At 73.9% G+C, this 16,528-nt stretch carries 11 protein-coding genes; 4 read left to right on the forward strand and 7 right to left on the reverse strand.

The genetic code is table 11. From position 1 onward, the window contains the following. Nucleotides 1-746: RNA-guided endonuclease TnpB family protein (locus ACIPM1_RS08480; RefSeq protein WP_402430748.1), on the forward strand; the 746-nt coding region annotated here is incomplete at its 5' end. 56 nt (nucleotides 747-802) lie between these two features. Here the strand turns inward: ACIPM1_RS08480 and ACIPM1_RS08485 are convergent. Continuing rightward, nucleotides 803-1,156 (reverse strand): STAS domain-containing protein, encoded by a 354-nt coding sequence (locus tag ACIPM1_RS08485; RefSeq protein ID WP_356183150.1) that lies wholly within the window; start codon nucleotides 1,154-1,156, stop codon nucleotides 803-805. Between the two features lie 322 nt (nucleotides 1,157-1,478). Here ACIPM1_RS08485 and ACIPM1_RS08490 point away from each other — a divergent pair, with 322 nt between their 5' ends. Next, nucleotides 1,479-5,687 carry a SpoIIE family protein phosphatase gene (locus ACIPM1_RS08490; protein ID WP_402430751.1) on the forward strand — a complete coding sequence of 1,403 codons (4,209 nt, stop codon included), beginning with the start codon at nucleotides 1,479-1,481 and terminating at the stop codon, nucleotides 5,685-5,687. After that, nucleotides 5,684-5,995 carry an STAS domain-containing protein gene (locus tag ACIPM1_RS08495; protein ID WP_402430754.1) on the forward strand — a complete coding sequence of 104 codons (312 nt, stop codon included), beginning with the start codon at nucleotides 5,684-5,686 and terminating at the stop codon, nucleotides 5,993-5,995. The genes ACIPM1_RS08490 and ACIPM1_RS08495 overlap by 4 nt, the downstream gene beginning before the upstream one ends. A gap of 67 nt (nucleotides 5,996-6,062) precedes the next feature. Here the strand turns inward: ACIPM1_RS08495 and ACIPM1_RS08500 are convergent, their stop codons facing one another. The 5 genes from ACIPM1_RS08500 to ACIPM1_RS08520 form a co-directional block, all read right to left on the reverse strand. Beyond that, nucleotides 6,063-7,901 carry a phospholipase C gene (locus ACIPM1_RS08500; protein WP_402430757.1) on the reverse strand — a complete coding sequence of 613 codons (1,839 nt, stop codon included), beginning with the start codon at nucleotides 7,899-7,901 and terminating at the stop codon, nucleotides 6,063-6,065. 178 nt (nucleotides 7,902-8,079) lie between these two features. Beyond that, the gene (gene efeB / locus ACIPM1_RS08505; protein ID WP_402430760.1) at nucleotides 8,080-9,315 is read right to left on the reverse strand and encodes an iron uptake transporter deferrochelatase/peroxidase subunit; all 1,236 of its coding nucleotides are present in this window, start codon (nucleotides 9,313-9,315) and stop codon (nucleotides 8,080-8,082) included. Then, the gene (locus ACIPM1_RS08510) at nucleotides 9,312-10,517 is read right to left on the reverse strand and encodes an EfeM/EfeO family lipoprotein (RefSeq protein ID WP_402430763.1); all 1,206 of its coding nucleotides are present in this window, start codon (nucleotides 10,515-10,517) and stop codon (nucleotides 9,312-9,314) included. The genes efeB and ACIPM1_RS08510 overlap by 4 nt, the downstream gene beginning before the upstream one ends. 106 nt (nucleotides 10,518-10,623) lie before the next feature. Beyond that, the gene (locus ACIPM1_RS08515; RefSeq protein ID WP_402430765.1) at nucleotides 10,624-11,094 is read right to left on the reverse strand and encodes a CBS domain-containing protein; all 471 of its coding nucleotides are present in this window, start codon (nucleotides 11,092-11,094) and stop codon (nucleotides 10,624-10,626) included. 31 nt (nucleotides 11,095-11,125) lie between these two features. Next, nucleotides 11,126-11,773 (reverse strand): CBS domain-containing protein, encoded by a 648-nt coding sequence (locus ACIPM1_RS08520; RefSeq protein ID WP_402430768.1) that lies wholly within the window; start codon nucleotides 11,771-11,773, stop codon nucleotides 11,126-11,128. 240 nt (nucleotides 11,774-12,013) lie between these two features. Here ACIPM1_RS08520 and ACIPM1_RS08525 point away from each other — a divergent pair, with 240 nt between their 5' ends. Beyond that, nucleotides 12,014-13,507, forward strand: a complete 1,494-nt coding sequence (locus ACIPM1_RS08525) for an ATP-binding protein (protein WP_402430771.1) — start codon at nucleotides 12,014-12,016, stop codon at nucleotides 13,505-13,507. Between the two features lie 206 nt (nucleotides 13,508-13,713). On the opposite strand, the gene ACIPM1_RS08530 is transcribed toward ACIPM1_RS08525, so the two are convergent. After that, nucleotides 13,714-16,494: a heavy metal translocating P-type ATPase gene (locus ACIPM1_RS08530; protein WP_402430774.1), complete on the reverse strand. Its 2,781-nt coding sequence runs from the start codon at nucleotides 16,492-16,494 to the stop codon at nucleotides 13,714-13,716. Nucleotides 16,495-16,528: the final 34 nt, after the last annotated feature.

Here is a 16,528-nt window from a genome sequence, read left to right on the forward strand (position 1 = left end):
CCGTGATCAAGGATGCGGCGGGCCGGTACTTCGCGTCCTTCGTCATCGACACCGACCCCGAGGCGGACGCGCAGCGCATGCCCGACACCGAGGCCAGCATCGGCATCGACCTCGGACTGGCCCACTTTGCGGTGCTGTCCGACGGCACGAAGATCGGCTCCCCGCGTTTCCTGCGGCGGGCGGAGAAGAAGCTGAAGAAGGCCCAGCGGGAGCTGTCCCGCAAGCAGAAGGGGTCGAAGAACCGCGAGAAGGCCCGCCGGAAGGTGGCGCGCGCTCACGCCAAGGCGGCTGACGCGCGCCGGGACTTCCACCACCAGCTCTCCACGAAGCTGATCCGCGAGAACCAAGCGGTCGCCGTGGAGGACTTGGCGGTGGGCGGCCTGGCGCGGACCCGGCTGGCCAAGAGCGTGCATGATGCGGGCTGGTCCCAGTTCGTGGGCATGCTGGAGTACAAGGCGCAGCGGTACGGGCGCACCTTCGTCAAGATCGGCCGGTTCGAACCCACCAGCCAGGTGTGCTCCACCTGCGGCCACCACGACGGCCCCAAGCCCCTGCACCTGCGGGAATGGACCTGCACGGCCTGCGGCACCGTCCACGACCGCGACCACAACGCCGCGAAGAACGTGAAACAGGCCGCCGGACTGGCGGTGACAGCCTGCGGAGCGCCGGTAAGACCAGAACCCCATCTGGCACAGCGCGACGAAGCAGGAAGCCACGGAAGCCCGCCCGATGCCCGTGCCCCATAGCGGCACAGCACCGAGCGAGCAGACCAGAATCTCCCTCCCTCAGGAGGGAGAGCAAGTCAACGCAGGGCTTCGATCGCGCTCTCCACGGTCGGCTCGAAGCTCAGGACCTGGTCGAGGCCGACGATGCGGAAGACGCGCATCAGGTCCTGGTTGACTCCGGCCAGGTACAGGCGGGAGTCGGTGGCCTGGGCACGGTGGTAGGCGGTGATGAGGACGGTGATGCCGGTGGAGTCGCAGTAGAGCAGCCCCGACAGGTCCAGCACCGTCCGGCTGCCGCGCGCGAAGGGCGTGTCCTCCAGGGCTTGGGTGAGACTGGGTGCGGTGTGGTGGTCGAGCTCGCCGCTCACGGTCAGCACGGTGACACCGGAGGGGTGGGTCTGGGCATCGACGGTCAGAGTGCGGTCGGTCACCGGTTCTCCTGTGCGGTCGGATGGTGGAGCGGGGCGGGACGTACCGGAGGGGCAGGGTGGTGCCGTCCCTGTGATGCCGGCGCGGCCGCCGGACGCGCCACTGTCTTATCCTACGGATCACACCGCCGAACTCGGGCAGGCGACGGTGCGGGCTCGAGGTGCGACGAGGCCCTCAAGGCGTCGCGTACCCGCGACCGCCGACCGGATTCCGGGGTTCCGCGGGCAGACCCACGGCGTCTCGGCGCCGCGGGAGGCGACCTGAGGTGCGATCGGCCGATCTGGGGGTACCACGGAGCGGTGAGGGTGAGCGAAAGGGTGTCGGATGGCGCCTACTGAAGACTCCGGGGTCTCCTCGAACCCGCGTGCCGCGGGATCGGGGATCGATCTGTTCGCCGCCGACGCGGTGATCGGAGCGGACCTCGCCCGGGTGGACTGGACGGCGACGCCCCTGGGGCCGCCGGCCGGCTGGCCGCAGAGCCTGCGGACCGCGGTGAGCATCCTGCTGTCGTCGCGGTTCTCGATGTGGATGGCGTGGGGTCCCGAGCTCACCTTCTTCTGCAACGCCGCCTACCGCCGGGACACGCTGGGCCGGAAGTACCCGTGGGCGCTGGGCCGGCCGGCCCGCGAGGTCTGGGCGGAGATCTGGGACGACATCGGCCCGCGCATCGACACCGTGCTGACCACGGCGGAGGCGACCTGGGACGAGGCGCTGCTGCTGTTCCTGGAACGCTCGGGCTACCCGGAGGAGACCTACCACACCTTCTCCTACAGCCCCCTGCGGGACGACTCCGGAGCCGTGGTCGGGATGCTGTGCGTGGTCAGCGAGGACACCGAGCGGGTGATCGGCGAGCGGCGCATGGCGACGCTGCGCGATCTGGGGTCCGACCCCAGCGCGGCCCGCACCGAGCAGGGGATGCTGGACTTCTCCGCCGGGCAGCTCGCCCGCGACACCGCGGATCTGCCGTTCACGCTGACGTACCTCTTCCAGGGTGACGGCAGCGCGCGGCTCGCGAGCGCCACCGGACTGCACCGGGGCCATCCGGCGGCTCCGACGGTGCTGCCCGCCGACGGGGCGGACGATGTGTGGCCGGCCGCGGCGGCCGCCCGGGGGGAGACCACGACGGTGGACCTCGACGGCCCGCCGTTCACCGGCCTGCCCACCGGGCCGTGGCCGCAGCCGCCCCGGCAGGCACTCGTCGTACCCCTGGCGCAGCAGGACGCCTCCTTCGGCTTCCTGGTCGCCGCGCTGAACCGGTACCGGCCGCTCTCCGACGACTACCGCGGATTCGTCGAACTGGTCGCCGGGCACGTCGCCGCGGGGGTCGCCGGCGCCCGCGCCTACCAGGCCCAGCAGCGGCGGGCGGAGGAGCTGGCCGCGCTCGACCGCGCCAAGACCACCTTCTTCTCCAACATCAGCCACGAGTTCCGCACCCCCCTGACGCTGATCATGGGACCGGTGGAGGAGCTGCGGACGCGGCTGGGCGACGCCGATCCGCGCGTCCGCGAGGAGTTGGAGGTCGTCCGGCGCAACGGTCTGCGGCTGGGCAAGCTGGTCAACGCGCTGCTGGACTTCTCCCGCATCGAGGCCGGCCGGCTGAGGGCGCGCTACGAGCCGGTCGACCTGTCGGCGGTCACCGCCGAGCTGGCCAGTGTCTTCCGGTCCGCCTACGAGAAGGCCGGACTCGCCCTCGAGGTGGACTGCCCCCCGCTGCCGCAGCCCGTGCACATCGACCGCGACATGTGGGAGAAGGTGGTCTTCAACCTGCTCAGCAACGCCCTGAAGTTCACCTTCCACGGGTCCGTCCGGGTGGCCCTGCGCGCGGAGGCGGACGAGGCGGTGCTCACCGTCCGCGACACCGGCGTCGGCGTGCCCGCGGCGGAGATGCCACGGCTGTTCGAGCGGTTCCACCGCATCGAGGACACCCGGTCGCGCTCGAACGAGGGAAGCGGTATCGGACTGGCCCTGGTCAAGGAACTGATCGGCCTGCACGGCGGGACGATCACCGCCGAGAGCGTCGAGGGCCGGGGCACCTGCTTCACCGTCCGCCTGCCCTTCGGCACGGCCCACCTGCCCGCGGACGCCGTCGCCGGTACCGTCGCCGGCCGCAGCGGTCCGCCCCTCGCCGACCCCTATGTGCAGGAGGCCCTGCGCTGGCTGCCCCGCGACGGCGCCGAAGCCCCGGTGGAGAGCGCGGAGGCGGAGCCGTCCCCCGGCGCCCCCGCTTCCGAGGCCCCGCCGCCGCCACCGGCCCGGGCGCCGGAGCCGGTCGCTCCGGCACGCGTGCTCGTCGCCGACGACAACGCCGACATGCGCGAGTACCTGACCCGCATCCTCGAGGGCGCCGGATACCAGGTCACCGCCGTCGACGACGGCGAGGCGGCCCTGGCCGCGATCCGCACGCGGGAGCCCGACCTGGTCGTCAGCGATGTGATGATGCCCCGGCTGGGCGGTCTGGCGCTGGTGGGCGCGCTGCGCGCCGATCCGCGCACCGCCGCCGTGCCCGTCCTGCTGCTGTCGGCGCGGGCCGGGCAGGAGGCGTCCATCGAGGGCCTGCGGGCGGGCGCCGACGACTACCTCGTCAAGCCGTTCGCCGCCGCGGAACTGCTGGCGCGGGTGCGGGCCAGCATCGAACTGGCCCGCCTGCGCAGTCATCAAGCCCGCTGGCGCGCCGCACTCGTGGAATCCCTGCACGAGGCCTTCTTCGTCTGCGACGAGGAGGGCGCCGTCATCGAGATCAACAACGCCTTCACCGAGACGCTCGGCTACGGCCCCGACCGTCTCCCCTACCGCCCGGTGCACCCCTGGTGGCCCGCCGCCGAAACCGATCCGGAGGCGCACCAGAAGGTCGCCGACGCCTTCGCGACCCTGCTGGACCAGGGCCAGGGCAGCGTCACGCTGCCCGTCACCCACCGCGACGGGCACCGCCTGTGGATCAACGCGACCTTCACCCCGGTCCGGGACCCGGACACCGGGCGGCGCGTGGTCGTGGGCACGTTCCGCGACGTCACCGCCGAGCACTACGCCATCCAGCGGGAGAGCGCCCTCGCCTCCCTCAGCACCCGGCTGTCCCGGGCCGCGAACCTGCCCGACGCGCTGTCGGGCGCCCTGGCGGAACTCAGGGAGCTGTGGCGTGCGCGGCAGGTGCTCGCCGCCGTCTTCGCACACGGCGACGTGCCCGTCCTGACCACGGCGGGGCCGCCGTGCACCTGGGAGGCGCTGCCCGCGGAGCGCCGGCGGGCGCTGACCGACCTGCGTTCGGAGCCCCTGCTGAGACCCGCCGTCGATCCCACCGGGGCGGGCATCCTGCTGGAGCACCCGGACGGTCAGCTGGCTCTGTGGGTCGACCTGGGGGACAACCGGCCCTTCACCGGCGAGGACCAGCTGCTGCTGTCGCTGCTGGCCGGCCACCTCGCCCAGGGTCTTGCCCGTGCGCACCAGATCGACCAGCAGCGCGAGACCGCGATCGCGCTGCAACGCGCCATCCTGGGTCCCGCCCGGCTGCCGGACGGCTTCGCGGTGCGCTACGAACCCGCGACGCCGCCCCTGGAGGTGGGCGGCGACTGGTACGACACGGTGACGCTGCCCGACGGCCGGATCGGCATCGTCGTCGGCGACTGCGTCGGGCGCGGGCTGGGGGCGGCCACCGTCATGGGGCAGCTGCGCAGCGCCTGCCGCGCGCTGCTGCTGCAGGACGCCAGCCCCGCCCGCACCCTGACGGCGCTGGACCGCTTCGCCGCCGGTGTCCCCGGGGCGATGTGCACCACCGTCTTCTGCGGCGTCCTCGACCCCGACAGCGGCCGGCTGACCTACTCCAGTGCCGGGCACCCGCCGGGCATCGTCGCCGAGCCCGGCGGCGCGGTCCGGCTGCTGGAGGAGGGCCGTTCCCTGCCTCTGGCGGTCCGCCCGGACCGGCCCCGCCCCGAGGCCGAGTGCACCGTGCCGGCCCGCGCCACGCTGCTGCTCTACACCGACGGTCTCGTCGAACGCCGCAGGCGCTCCCTGCGGACGGGCATCCAGCAGGTCGGCGCGGCCGTACAGGAGGGCCGGGACGTCTCCGTCGAGGACCTCGCCGCCCGGCTGATGAGCGGGATGGCGCCGAAGGACGGCTACGACGACGATGTCGCCCTGCTGCTCTACCGTCACCCGGGGCCGCTGGACCTGTCCTTCCCCGCCGAGTCGGCCCAGCTCGTCGTGGTGCGCAAGGCCCTGCGGACCTGGCTCGACCAGTGCCGGCTGCCCCGGCAGACCATGCAGGACGTGCTGGTCGCGGTGGGCGAGGCGTGCGCCAACGCGATCGAGCACGGCCACCGCCACGCGCGCGGCGACACGGTCCGGCTGCGCGCCGAGGCCTACGTCGACAACCTGCGCCTGGTGGTGTCCGACAGCGGCGCCTGGAAGCCGCCCCGGCCCGGCTCGCATCCGCATCGCGGTCGCGGGATAGCGATGATGCGCGCCATGATGCAGCAGGTCACCATTACCCCGGGCCCCTTCGGCACCACCGTCGAGATGCACACGAGGATCGGCACATGACGACCCCGCTCACCCTCACTCCCGGCCACCGGCCGGACGGCACCGCGGTGCTGACGGCCCGGGGGGAAATCGACATGAGCAACAGCGACAGCCTGGCCGAGGCCCTCGACGCGACGCCGGGGCCGGTGGTCCTCGACCTGACCTCGGTGGAGTACCTCGACAGCGCCGGTCTGGCCGTCCTCTTCACGCGCGCCGACCGCCTCGAACTGATCGCCACCGACCTGCTGATCCCCGTCCTGACGGTCTCCGGACTCGCCGAGATCACGATGGTCCAGGGCGCGGGGCCGGGTACGCCCGACTCCGCGTAGACGCACAGGGCCGTGCCCCGGCCCGCGGGATGCGGGCCGGGGCACGGCGTGTCGGGGCGGACCGCGCTCAGGCGCCGGCGCGTGCCCTGCGGCGCAGGCTCAGCCAGGTGACCGTGGTGCCGGCCGCCAGGGCCGCGCCCGCCGCGATGCCCACCGGGAGGGCGGGGAAGGCGGAGGCGTCGCCGCTCGCGGCCGTGGTCTGCATGGCCGGGCCGGGCGTGATGCTCGTCGTCACCGGGTCCACGGAGCGGATCGGGCCGACGGACTTCACGGAGCCGTCCGTGTTCAGCAGCACCTGCCTGCCGTTGGGGTGCCGGAAGTCGAACATCCCCGCCATCGAGCCCGCCGTGGCGTCGAAGGAGTGGTCGCCGACGCGGCCGGTGCGCCAGTTGTCCTCGATGAAGCGGGTGATCGAGGCCTGGTCGGTGACGGTGTGGTCGACCTTGTTGACCTTGCTGTAGGGGGAGATCACCAGCAGCGGCTGGCGGGTGCCCGGGCCGCAGCGGTCCTGGTAGCCGCCGGACGGGGCCGGTGCCGCCTGGCAGGCGGGGCTGTCGGTGGCCTTGCCGTTGGATCCGGTCGAGGTGTCCGTCGAGCCGTTGCGCGGCTTGGCGTAGGCATGGTCGTACCAGCCGTCGGAGTCGTCGTAGGCGACGACGATGGCGGTGGACTTCCACTGCGGCGAGCTCTGGATCGCGTTGATCCGGTCGACGAGGAAGTGCTGCTCGTCGACGGGGTCGGAGTAGGCGGCGTGGCCGTCCTGGAACTCCGGCGCCTTGAGGAAGCTGACCGCCGGGAGCTTGCCCGCCTTGAGGACGGCGTCGAAGTCGGTCAGGTCGTAGTTGTGGTTGGCCTGGCCCGCGTGGCCGATCTCCTCGACGCTGCGGGGCGGCAGGTGGTGCGGGTTCGAGGTCGACTTGTAGTACTCGAACGGCGAGTGGTGCGGGCTGTAGTCGACGACCGACGCGCCGCCGACGTTGGTGTGCGCGGTCTCGCACTTGGCGTAGTGGCCCTGCTGCCCGTCCCACGCGGTGGAGGGGCGGAAGCCGCCCTGGAACCAGCCCCAGGAGACGTGCTTGGAGTTGAGGACGTCACCGATGTTGCGGCCCTGCATGGCCGCGAGTGCGTTGCCGCTGGTGTGGTTCTTGCCCGCGCAGTCGTCGTAGGCCGGGTCGGGGTCGTTGACGACCGTGCCGACGCCCTTGGCGTCGGGGGACTTCACGGTGTACGGGTCGGGCGTCGACGTCTGCTTCGGGTTCTCCGTGCCGGAGGCGGGGTCCATGGAGACGACGCCGTGGGTCTGGCCGGAGACCAGGTTCAGCGCGCCGGGCGTGGACGGCCCGTAGGTGGAGCTGAAGGCGCGGTCGGACATCGAGTAGTGCTGGGCGTAGTTCCACAGCGCGGTGACAGTGTTGCCGTCGTAGTAGTCCATGACCAGGCCGGGCTCGCCGAACAGGCCGCCGCTGCACTTCTCGACCTCGGTGTTCTCCACGTACTTGTCGGCCTTGCCGCCGTCGGCGGCGTACTGCTCGGGCCCGTAGCCGTGGTTCTGGTCGCACGTCATGGCCTGTGCGGGGCCGAGGCGCTTGGGGGCGTACTGGTTGGGGTTCTTCGTCAGCAGCCCTGCGTGCGCGAGGGTGTCGACGTCCTTCGGGGTGTTCTTCGACGCCGTGAACTTCGTGCCGTCGGTGTTGGCGGCCTTCGGGTAGGTGGCGAAGTAGTGGTCGAAGGAGACGTTCTCGTCGAAGAGGACGACCACGTGCTTGACGGGCGTCGTGGTGGCGGACTGCCCGTCGCCCTCCGCGGCGGCCAGTGCGGGTCCCGTGGTGCCGAGGACGGTGAGCGCGGCGGCTCCGACAAGCGCCCCCGCCCCGCGTATCGTTGCTCGTCTTCCCCTGATCGCCATGCTGCTTCACCCTCCGGGCGGAATTCGCTCTTGCGCCGTACGATCGGTGATCCTGCGCCGTGCGGACGGCGCTCCGGCGGAGTCATGGTTGCGCACGGGTGAACACCGGGTCAGGGATGCCGGGCCAATTCTTGACCGTGTATTGACCAAGTGTCACCCCGGACTTGTCCGGACAGGTTCAGCTCAGCAGTGCGCGCCCGTACCAGTCCGCCGTGTCCCGTACGCCGGGCAGGGCGAAGAAGTAGCCCCCGCCGAACGGGGTGACGTAGTCGGTGAGCGGCTCGCCCGCCAGCCGCCGCTGCACGGTCTCGAACTGCCGGGCGAGGTCCTGCTGGTAGCAGCAGAACAGCAGGCCCATGTCGAGGTTGCCGTTGGCGTCCATGCCCAGGTCGTAGTTGTGGGCGCGGCGCAGGATGCGCTCCCCGGCGGTGGCGGGGGTGCGCGGGTCGGCCAGCCGGATGTGCGCGTCCAGCGGGATGACGTCGCCCTTGGGGTCGTCGGAGTAGTCCGGTGTGTCGTGCTCGGTGCCGCCGTCGAGCGGCGCGCCCGACTCCCGGGCCCGCCCGATCATGCGTTCCTGCTCGCCGAGGGAGACCCGGTCCCAGAACTCCACCAGCATGCGGATGAGCCGGACGACCTGGTAGGTGCCGCCGACCGCCCAGTCCGGCTCCCCCGCGCCCCGGCCCACCCACACCAGGCGGTCCATCTCGCGGGCGCTGGTGGCGTCCGGGTTGGCCGTGCCGTCCTTGAAGCCCAGCAGGTTGCGCGGGGTGCCGGACGGCCGGGGCGGATTGGTGAAGCCGTCCATCCGCCAGCGGATCTGGAGGCCGCCGCGGGTGTGCCGGGTGAGGTCGCGCAGGGCGTGCAGGACGGTGTCCCGGTCGTCGGCGTGCAGTTGCAGGCTGAGGTCGCCGTGGCACCAGTCGGGCCGCAGGTCGTCGTCCGGGAAGGCCGGCATGGTCTTCAGACGGCGCGGCACACGGGCGGCGAGACCGAAGCGGTCGTCGAACAGCGAGGCTCCGGCACCGACGGTGACGGCGAGCGCGCCGCCGGGCACGGTGCCGCCCAGCAGGCCGGAGTCGGCGGGCGGCCCGGTGATGCCCACCGGTCGCGGTGTGCCGCCGGAGGTCAGGAAGCGGGCGCGTTCGGTGAGGGTGCGCAGCACGTCGGTCAGTTCGGCGCGGTCGGCGGCGGTGACGTCCAGGGCGGCGAACACCGTGGCCCGGCGCGGGGGCGCGAGGACGGCCCGCTGGTGTGCGCCGTGGAACGGGACGGCCGGGGTGAGGGCCGGCCCGGGCGGGCCCGCGGGCCGCGGGGCGGCCGCGCCGCCCGCGGCGAGACCGGCGCCCGTCAGTGCCGCTCCGCGCAGGAATCGGCGCCGGCCCACCCCCGGGGCGTGCTCGGCGGCGCTCACGCCGTCCGCCGCGGGTCGCTCAGGGTCGCCACCGACGCCAGCCGCTCGACCAGGTCGCCGAACAGGGCGTCGACCCGCTCCCGCCGCGCGCGGCTCAGCCGGTCCGGCGGGGTCCAGCCGCCGGCGTGGCGGAAGCCGTCCAGGGTGCTCTGCGTACGCGTCAACTTCCGCTCCAGCGAGGGCAGTTCGGGGTAACGTGAGGTGAGCAGCGGGTGCAGCCGGGACAGGACCTCCCGGGTGCCGTCCAGGTTGGCGCGGGCGGTGGCGAGGCCGGTGCCGCTGCCGTAGTCGGTCCGCCCGGTCAGCTCGAACTGCACGGTGTTCTCCAGGATCTCGTGCGCCCGCAGGCCGAGTTGGGCCGGGTCCATGCGGGTCTGCGACCAGGTGCCGCGCAGCGCGGTGAGCGCCTCGGTCAGCGAGGCCGCCGGGCCGCGCAGGGTGCGGGCGGACTCACCGTGCCACAGCCCGTACTCCAGGCGGTGGAATCCGGTGAAGGAGGGGTCGCGGACGCCGCCGGGCAGGCCCGCGTCGGTGCCGTTGATCCGCCGGTCCGCGTCGCCGAAGGCGCCGTAGGCCGCCCCGAGCCGCTCGTAGCGCAGATGGGCCGGCAGCCAGGCGGTGCGGGCCCCGGCGAGGTCGCCGCGGTCGACGGCGTCGCGCAGCCGGCCGGCCAGCCGGACCGCGTCGTCGAGGCCGCGCCCGACCCACTTCTGGTAGGCGATGGCCGGGGGGATGAGGTCGTGCACGGTGAGCGGGGCCGCCGCCGGGCCGCTCGTCCCGTCGCCGACGCGGACGGTGGGGCCGGTGACCGCGTCCGCGTCCTCCGGCACGCACTTGAAGGCGTACGCGCCCCTGCCGAGCCTGACGGTCAACGGCCGTGCGGTGCCCGGGCCGAGCCCCTCCACCTCGCCGTAGACGGCCCGGCTGCGGGGGTCCTCCAGGTACACCTCGGCGGCCTCGTCCGAGGTGTTGCGCAGGTCGAAGACCTGGACGCCGGACCGCGGACGGTCCCAGCCGCGCCCGCAGTGCCCCGGCGACACCTCCACAGCGGTGTGCGGCGGTCCGTCCGCGGCGGCGGCGGGTGCGCCGTGCCGCTGCCGGGCGCCGGCCCACACCACCGCCGCGACGAGAGCGAGGAGGACGGCCAGGCCGACGCCGGCCCATGGGCGCGGCAGCCTGCGCGGGGAGCCGGACCGCCACATGCCTGGCCTCCGAGGGTCGTTCGGTACGTGATCACCTCATGCTAGGCAGAGGCGTTCACCCGAACGGTCCTCGGAAGTCGTCGACGGCCAAGAGTTTCCCCGCGGTTCACCCGCCGGTCGCCGTGTCCCCGGGAGGCACCATCGCCGACGGCGGCCCGGGCGGCTCCTCCAGGATGCTCCAGGCCACCGGCCCGAGCAGGTCGGCCAACCGCTGGAAGACGTCCAGCAGCAGATCGTCCACGGTCAGCATCCCGGCCACCCGGTCCCCGTCGAGGACCGGCAGCCGCCGCACGCCGGCCCTGCGGAAGGTGCGGTACGCCGCGTGCACGTCGTCGGCCGCGTCCACCGCGACGATCCGCGGCGACATCACCGTCTCGACCGGGCTGTCCTGGGCGGCGCCGCCGCCCAGGACCCGCAGCGCGAGGTCCCGGTCGGTGACGATGCCGCGCAGCGCCCCGTCCTCGACGACGAGGACGGAGCCGACCCCCTCCCGGTCCATCAACCGGGCCGCCTCCCCCACGGTGGTGCCGGGCGGCACGCAGACCGCCGGGGCGCTCATCACCTCGTTCACCTTCACGCTCCGGCCCCCTCCCCCGCCGTCCGTGCCGTCACCGGCCCGCCCCCTGCCCGGTGTGCAGCCCGTCGCCGCCTGCCGCCGTGTCCGAGGTGTCGTCCTGGTCGTAGCCGAGCCGGTCGACCACGTCGACGACGCCGTCCACGCTCTCGCACAGCCGCACCACCACCGGGACCAGGCTCCTGCGGGCCACGGTGCCGCTCAGCGTGACCTTCCCGTCGTCGACCTCGACGGTCACGGCGGCGGGCGACAGGCCGAGCGTTCCGGCGATGATCTCCTCGACGATCTCCTCCTGGATGGCCCGGTCCCGGCGCAGGAACAGCTGGATGAGGTCGCTGCGGCTGATCACGCCGATGAGCCGTCCGACGTCGTCCACCACGGGCAGCCGCTTGATCCGGTGCTCCTCCATCGTCCGCGCCGCGCGGACGATGCTCCACTCCGTCCCGGCGACCACGGCGGGGCTGGTCATCAGCTCCTCGGCGGTCCTCGCCGTGCCGCCGAGCGTCTGCTTGAACACCACGTCGGCCTCGGAGACGACCCCGACCGGACGGTCGTCCTCGACGACCGGGACCGCGGTGATGTCGTACTCGTCGAGGATCCGCACGATCTCCTTGAGGGTGGTGCCGCGCTGAACGCTCACGGCGACGGGGGTCATCAGGTCGCCCACGCTGCGGTGCCTCATCGCCCCGGCTCCTTTCCGGCGCCCTCGCTCGAACCACGGGCCGCTCGAACACCAGAGTGCGCTGGGTTCCCATGCCGGGCACAGGGCCGAACGGTCCCTGCCGGTCCACCCACCCCCCCGGCGCGTGTCGCGGGGCCCGGCTTCCCGCGTTGTACTGAAGAGCGGGACCGAAACGCAGCAGCGAGCAGCGGGGCGCAAGAGATCCGAGCGCGGGAGCACCGCCGAACGAGGGGAATGGCCGTGGCGTCGTCCGACCTGTCCCTGCCCGGGAAGCCGGAGTGGGTCTTCGACCGTGAGGCCGAGTGGGACGCGCTCGTCGCGTTCGGGCGGGACACCGCGCCCGGCGCCCGCCTCGGCGTGGTCTCCGGGCGGCTGCGGCAGGGCAAGACGTTCCTGCTGGAGACCCTGACCGCCGTCACGGGCGGCTTCTACTTCGGGGCCCAGCAGGTGGCCGAGGCCGAGTCGCTGACCCGGCTCGGCGAGGCACTCGCCCGGTACACGGGCACCCCCGTCCCCTTCCACCGGCACGGCTGGGAGGAGACGGTCGAGGCGCTGCTGGCCCTCGGCGACGAGCGGCCCGTACCGGTCGTCCTCGACGAGTTCCCGCATCTGGTGCGGCAGAGCCCGGCACTGCCCTCCGTCCTGCACAACGCCTGCCGGCGGCGGCGCCGGGCGGGGCGGCCCGGTCAGGCGCGCCTGCTGCTGAGCGGCAGCTCCCTGCCGCTGATGCACCGGCTGTTCGGGCCGGCCTCACCGCTGCGGGAACTGGCCGGACCGGCCCTCACGGTCGGTCCGCTGGACTTCCGGCAGGCCGCCCGGTTCTGGGGCATCGACGACCCCCGCCTCGCCCTGCTGGTCCACGCCGTCGTCGGCGGGACCCCCGCGTACCGGCACGACTACGTGGAGGACGACGTCCCGGCCGGCCCGGACGACTTCGACGACTGGGTGTGCAGGACCGTGCTGAACCGCCGCCGGCGTCTCTTCCAGGAGGCGCACCACCTGCTCCAGGAGGAGACCGACCACTGGGATCGCGCGCTGTCCCACTCCGCGCTCTCCGCCGTCGCCACGGGCTGCGCCACCCAGGGGCAGGTCGCCGACTGCCTCGGCACCCCGCTCACCGACACCGCGCGCTGTCTCACGCTGCTGCGCGAGAACGGCCTGCTGGAGACCGAGCCCGACGCCTTCCGGCCGCACGTGGGCCGGCTGCGCGTCGCGGAGCCGCTGCTGGCCTTCGAGCACGGGGCCGTGCACGCTCACCGTCCGGCGCTGGAGCACCGGGATCCCGTCGAGGTGTGGAAGCACGCCCGCCCGGTCTTCGACTCCGTGGTCATGCCGGCCCACTTCGCGCAGGTCTGCCGGGAGTGGGCCCGCGACTTCGCGGACCAGGCCGTCTTCGGCGCGCGGCCCGTCACGGCCGCCCGGGGCACGCTCCCCGACCCGGCGCACGCCGGAGGCGCGGAGACGGCGGCGGACGTGGTGGTGCGCGGGCCGGGCGACGCCCGGGCCGGGGTCCTGCTGTCGGTGGGCCTCGCGCGCTGGGACGAGGTGATGGACCTGCCCCATCTGGACCATCTGCGCGGCCTGCTGGCCCGGCTCGCCGACCTCGGCGAGGACGTCGGCCGTGCCCGGCCCGCGTGCTACGGCGCCGCCGGCTTCAGCGACGCGCTGCGCGCCGCGGAGGCCGAGGGAGAGGTGGTGCTGGTCGGCCTCGACCGGTTGTACGGGCGGGGGTAGCCCGGGATAGGGGCGCCCGGGGGTGAGGGTGGCCCGGGGGTAGGGGTGTTCTGGGGCGGGGCGGGGCTCGCGGGCGCGTGGGCGCGGGGCAGCCGGAACCGGGCGTGGCCGTCCGGCCTGGAGGCCGGGGCGGTGCGGGAGCCGAGGCGACCCGGGAGCGAGGGTGGTCCGGCCGGCGGCCGGACCGAGGGGGGTGCGCGGGCGGGTCAGCCGGGGCCCGGGCGTGGCCGTCGGCGGTGGTGGGCGTGCGGCCCGTCGGCGGTGGGGGCGGTGTAGCGGTCCGGGTCGGCGTCGAACACGGCGGCGCAGTGGGCGGAGCAGAAGTGGTGGATGCCGCTGTCGGTCCGGCGGTGTTCGGCGGCGCTCGCCCGCTCCACCCGCATCCCGCACACCGGGTCCGTGACCGCGTCCTCGCCGCCCGAAGGAGCGCCCGCCGGGGCGCGGCCGGTGGCGGACTCGACGCGGGGGCGGGTACGGGTGCGGTCCGGCCGGGTGTCGGGCAGCGGCTCGGGTTGCCAACGGCGCAGCCGGGAGGCGTTGGTGACGACCGAAAGGGAGCTGAGCGCCATGGCCGCGGCGGCGATGACGGGGCTGAGGCGGATGCCCCACAGCGGGTAGAGGACGCCCGCGGCCAGGGGGACGCCGACGGCGTTGTAGACCAGGGCGAAGAACAGGTTCTGACGGATGTTGCGCAGGGTGGCCCGCGACAGCCGGATCGCCGTGACGACCCCGCCGAGCGAGCCGGAGACGAGGGTGATGTCGGCGGCCTCGATGGCCACGTCCGTGCCGGTGCCGATGGCCAGGCCGACATCGGCCGCGGCGAGCGCGGGGGCGTCGTTGATGCCGTCGCCGACCATGCCGACGGTGCGGCCCTCGCCCTGCAGTCGCCGTACCTCGTCGGCCTTGTGCTCGGGGAGCACCTCGGCGAGCACCCGGGTGACGCCGACCTGCGCGGCGATCGCCCCGGCGGTGCGGGCGTCGTCGCCGGTCAGCATGACGACGTCGATGCCCAGGCGGCGCAGGGCGGCGACGGCGGCGGCGGAGTCGTCCTTGACGGTGTCGGCGACGGCGAGCACACCGGCGGCCCGTCCGTCGACCGCGGCGAGGACGGGGGTCTTGCCCTCGGCGGAGAGGGCGGCCGCGACCGGGGTGAGCGCGGTGGTGTCGATGCCGACGTCGCCCAGCAGCCGGGCGGTGCCGACCAGGACGGCGCGGCCGTCGGCGGTGGCCTGCACGCCCTTGCCGGTGACCGAGTCGAAGCCCGTCGCCGCGGACGGCACGAGGCCTCGGTCGCGGACGCCGGTGACGACGGCCCGCGCGAGCGGGTGCTCGCTGTCGGCCTCGGCCCCCGCGACCAGCCGCAGCAGCAGGGTCTCGTCGAATCCGTCCACGGGGCGGACGTCGGTCAGGACGGGCTTTCCCTCGGTGACGGTGCCGGTCTTGTCCAGCACGACGGTGTCCAGCTTGTGCGCGGTCTCCAGCGCCTCGGCGGAGCGGATCAGGATGCCGGCCCGGGCCCCCTTGCCGGTGCCGACCATCACCGACAGCGGGGTGGCCAGCCCGAGCGCGCACGGGCAGGCGATGATCAGCACCGCGACCGCGGAGACCAGCGCCAGGGTCAGCGCCGGGGGCGGCCCCAGGGTGAACCAGACCGCGAAGGTGCCGACGGCGACGGCGATGACCGCGGGCACGAAGTACGCGGACACGGCGTCGGCGAGTCGCTGGATGGGGGCCTTGGACGCCTGGGCCCGCTGCACCAGGCGGATGATCTGGGCGAGCATCGTGTCGGCGCCGACCTTCGCCGCGCGCACGCGCAGCGACCCGGTCCCGTTGACGGTGGCGCCGACGACCGTGTCCCCGGCGCGCTTCGTCACCGGCATCGGCTCGCCGGTGACCATGGACTCGTCCACGGCGGAGGAGCCGGAGCGGACCTCGGCGTCGACGGGGATCTTCTCCCCCGGCCGGATGACGAGTTCGTCGCCGACCGCCACCTCCTCGACCGGGACCTCGGTCTCGGTCCCGTCCCGTACGACACGGGCGGTGCGGGCCTGCAGGCCCAGCAGGGCGCGGATGGCCTCGCCGGTGCCGGCCTTCGCCCGTGCCTCCAGCAGCCGCCCGAGCAGGATCAGGGTGAGGATGACGCCGACGGCCTCGAAGTAGACCTCGCGCACGTTCTCGGGCAGCAGCCCGGGGGCGAGGGTGACCAGCAGGCTGTATCCGTAGGCGGCGCTCGTGCCCAGGGTGATGAGGGAGTTCATGTCGGCCGCGCGGTGGCGCAGGGTCAGCCAGCCGGTCAGGTGGATCGGCCATCCGGTGTAGAACATCACCGGTGTGATCAGGGCGAGTTGGAGCCAGTGGTTCAGCATCCAGGAGGGCACCCAGGACGCGCCGAACACTTCGTGCGCCATCACCGCGAACAGCACCGGTGCGGTGAGTACGGCGCCCAGCAGCACCCTGCGGGTGAGGTCCCCGATCTCCGCCTGCCGCTCGGCGGCGTCCGCGGCCTCCGCCTCGGCCGCCGTCCGTTCGGCGCCCGCGGGAGTTCCTCCGGCGGCGGCAGGGGGTGCGGCCAGGGCGCCGTGGCCGTCCGGGGCGGGCGGTGCGCCGCCGTCGGCCGGTTCGACCAGCAGCGTGCCGTGAATCATGTTCATGCCGCAGGCGAAGGCGAAGGTGCCCGGCCAGTCGGGGTTCAGCCGTACGGTGGTGCGGGTGTGGGCGGGCAGCCCCGCGCCGACCCCGAGGTCGGGGAAGACCACCCGGGAGGTGCACTCGCCGGCCTCCTGCCGGTCGAAGACCAGCTCCACCGGGATGCCCTCGCGCACCTTGATCAGGTCGGGGCTGTAGCCTCCCCGGACCGTCACCTCCACCCGCTGCACCCCGCCCTCCAGCCGGGCGGCACCGGCCCGGCGGGGGCCGAAGAAGTAGCGGCCCAGCGCGGCGATCAGCGCGGCCGCGACCAGGACGACGACGATGTCGAGGGCACCCATGGGCAGCTCGCCTCCCGAACCGGTTCGCCCTCCA

Source organism: Streptomyces sp. NPDC086766 (genome assembly GCF_044746005.1).
Lineage (GTDB): Bacteria > Actinomycetota > Actinomycetes > Streptomycetales > Streptomycetaceae > Streptomyces.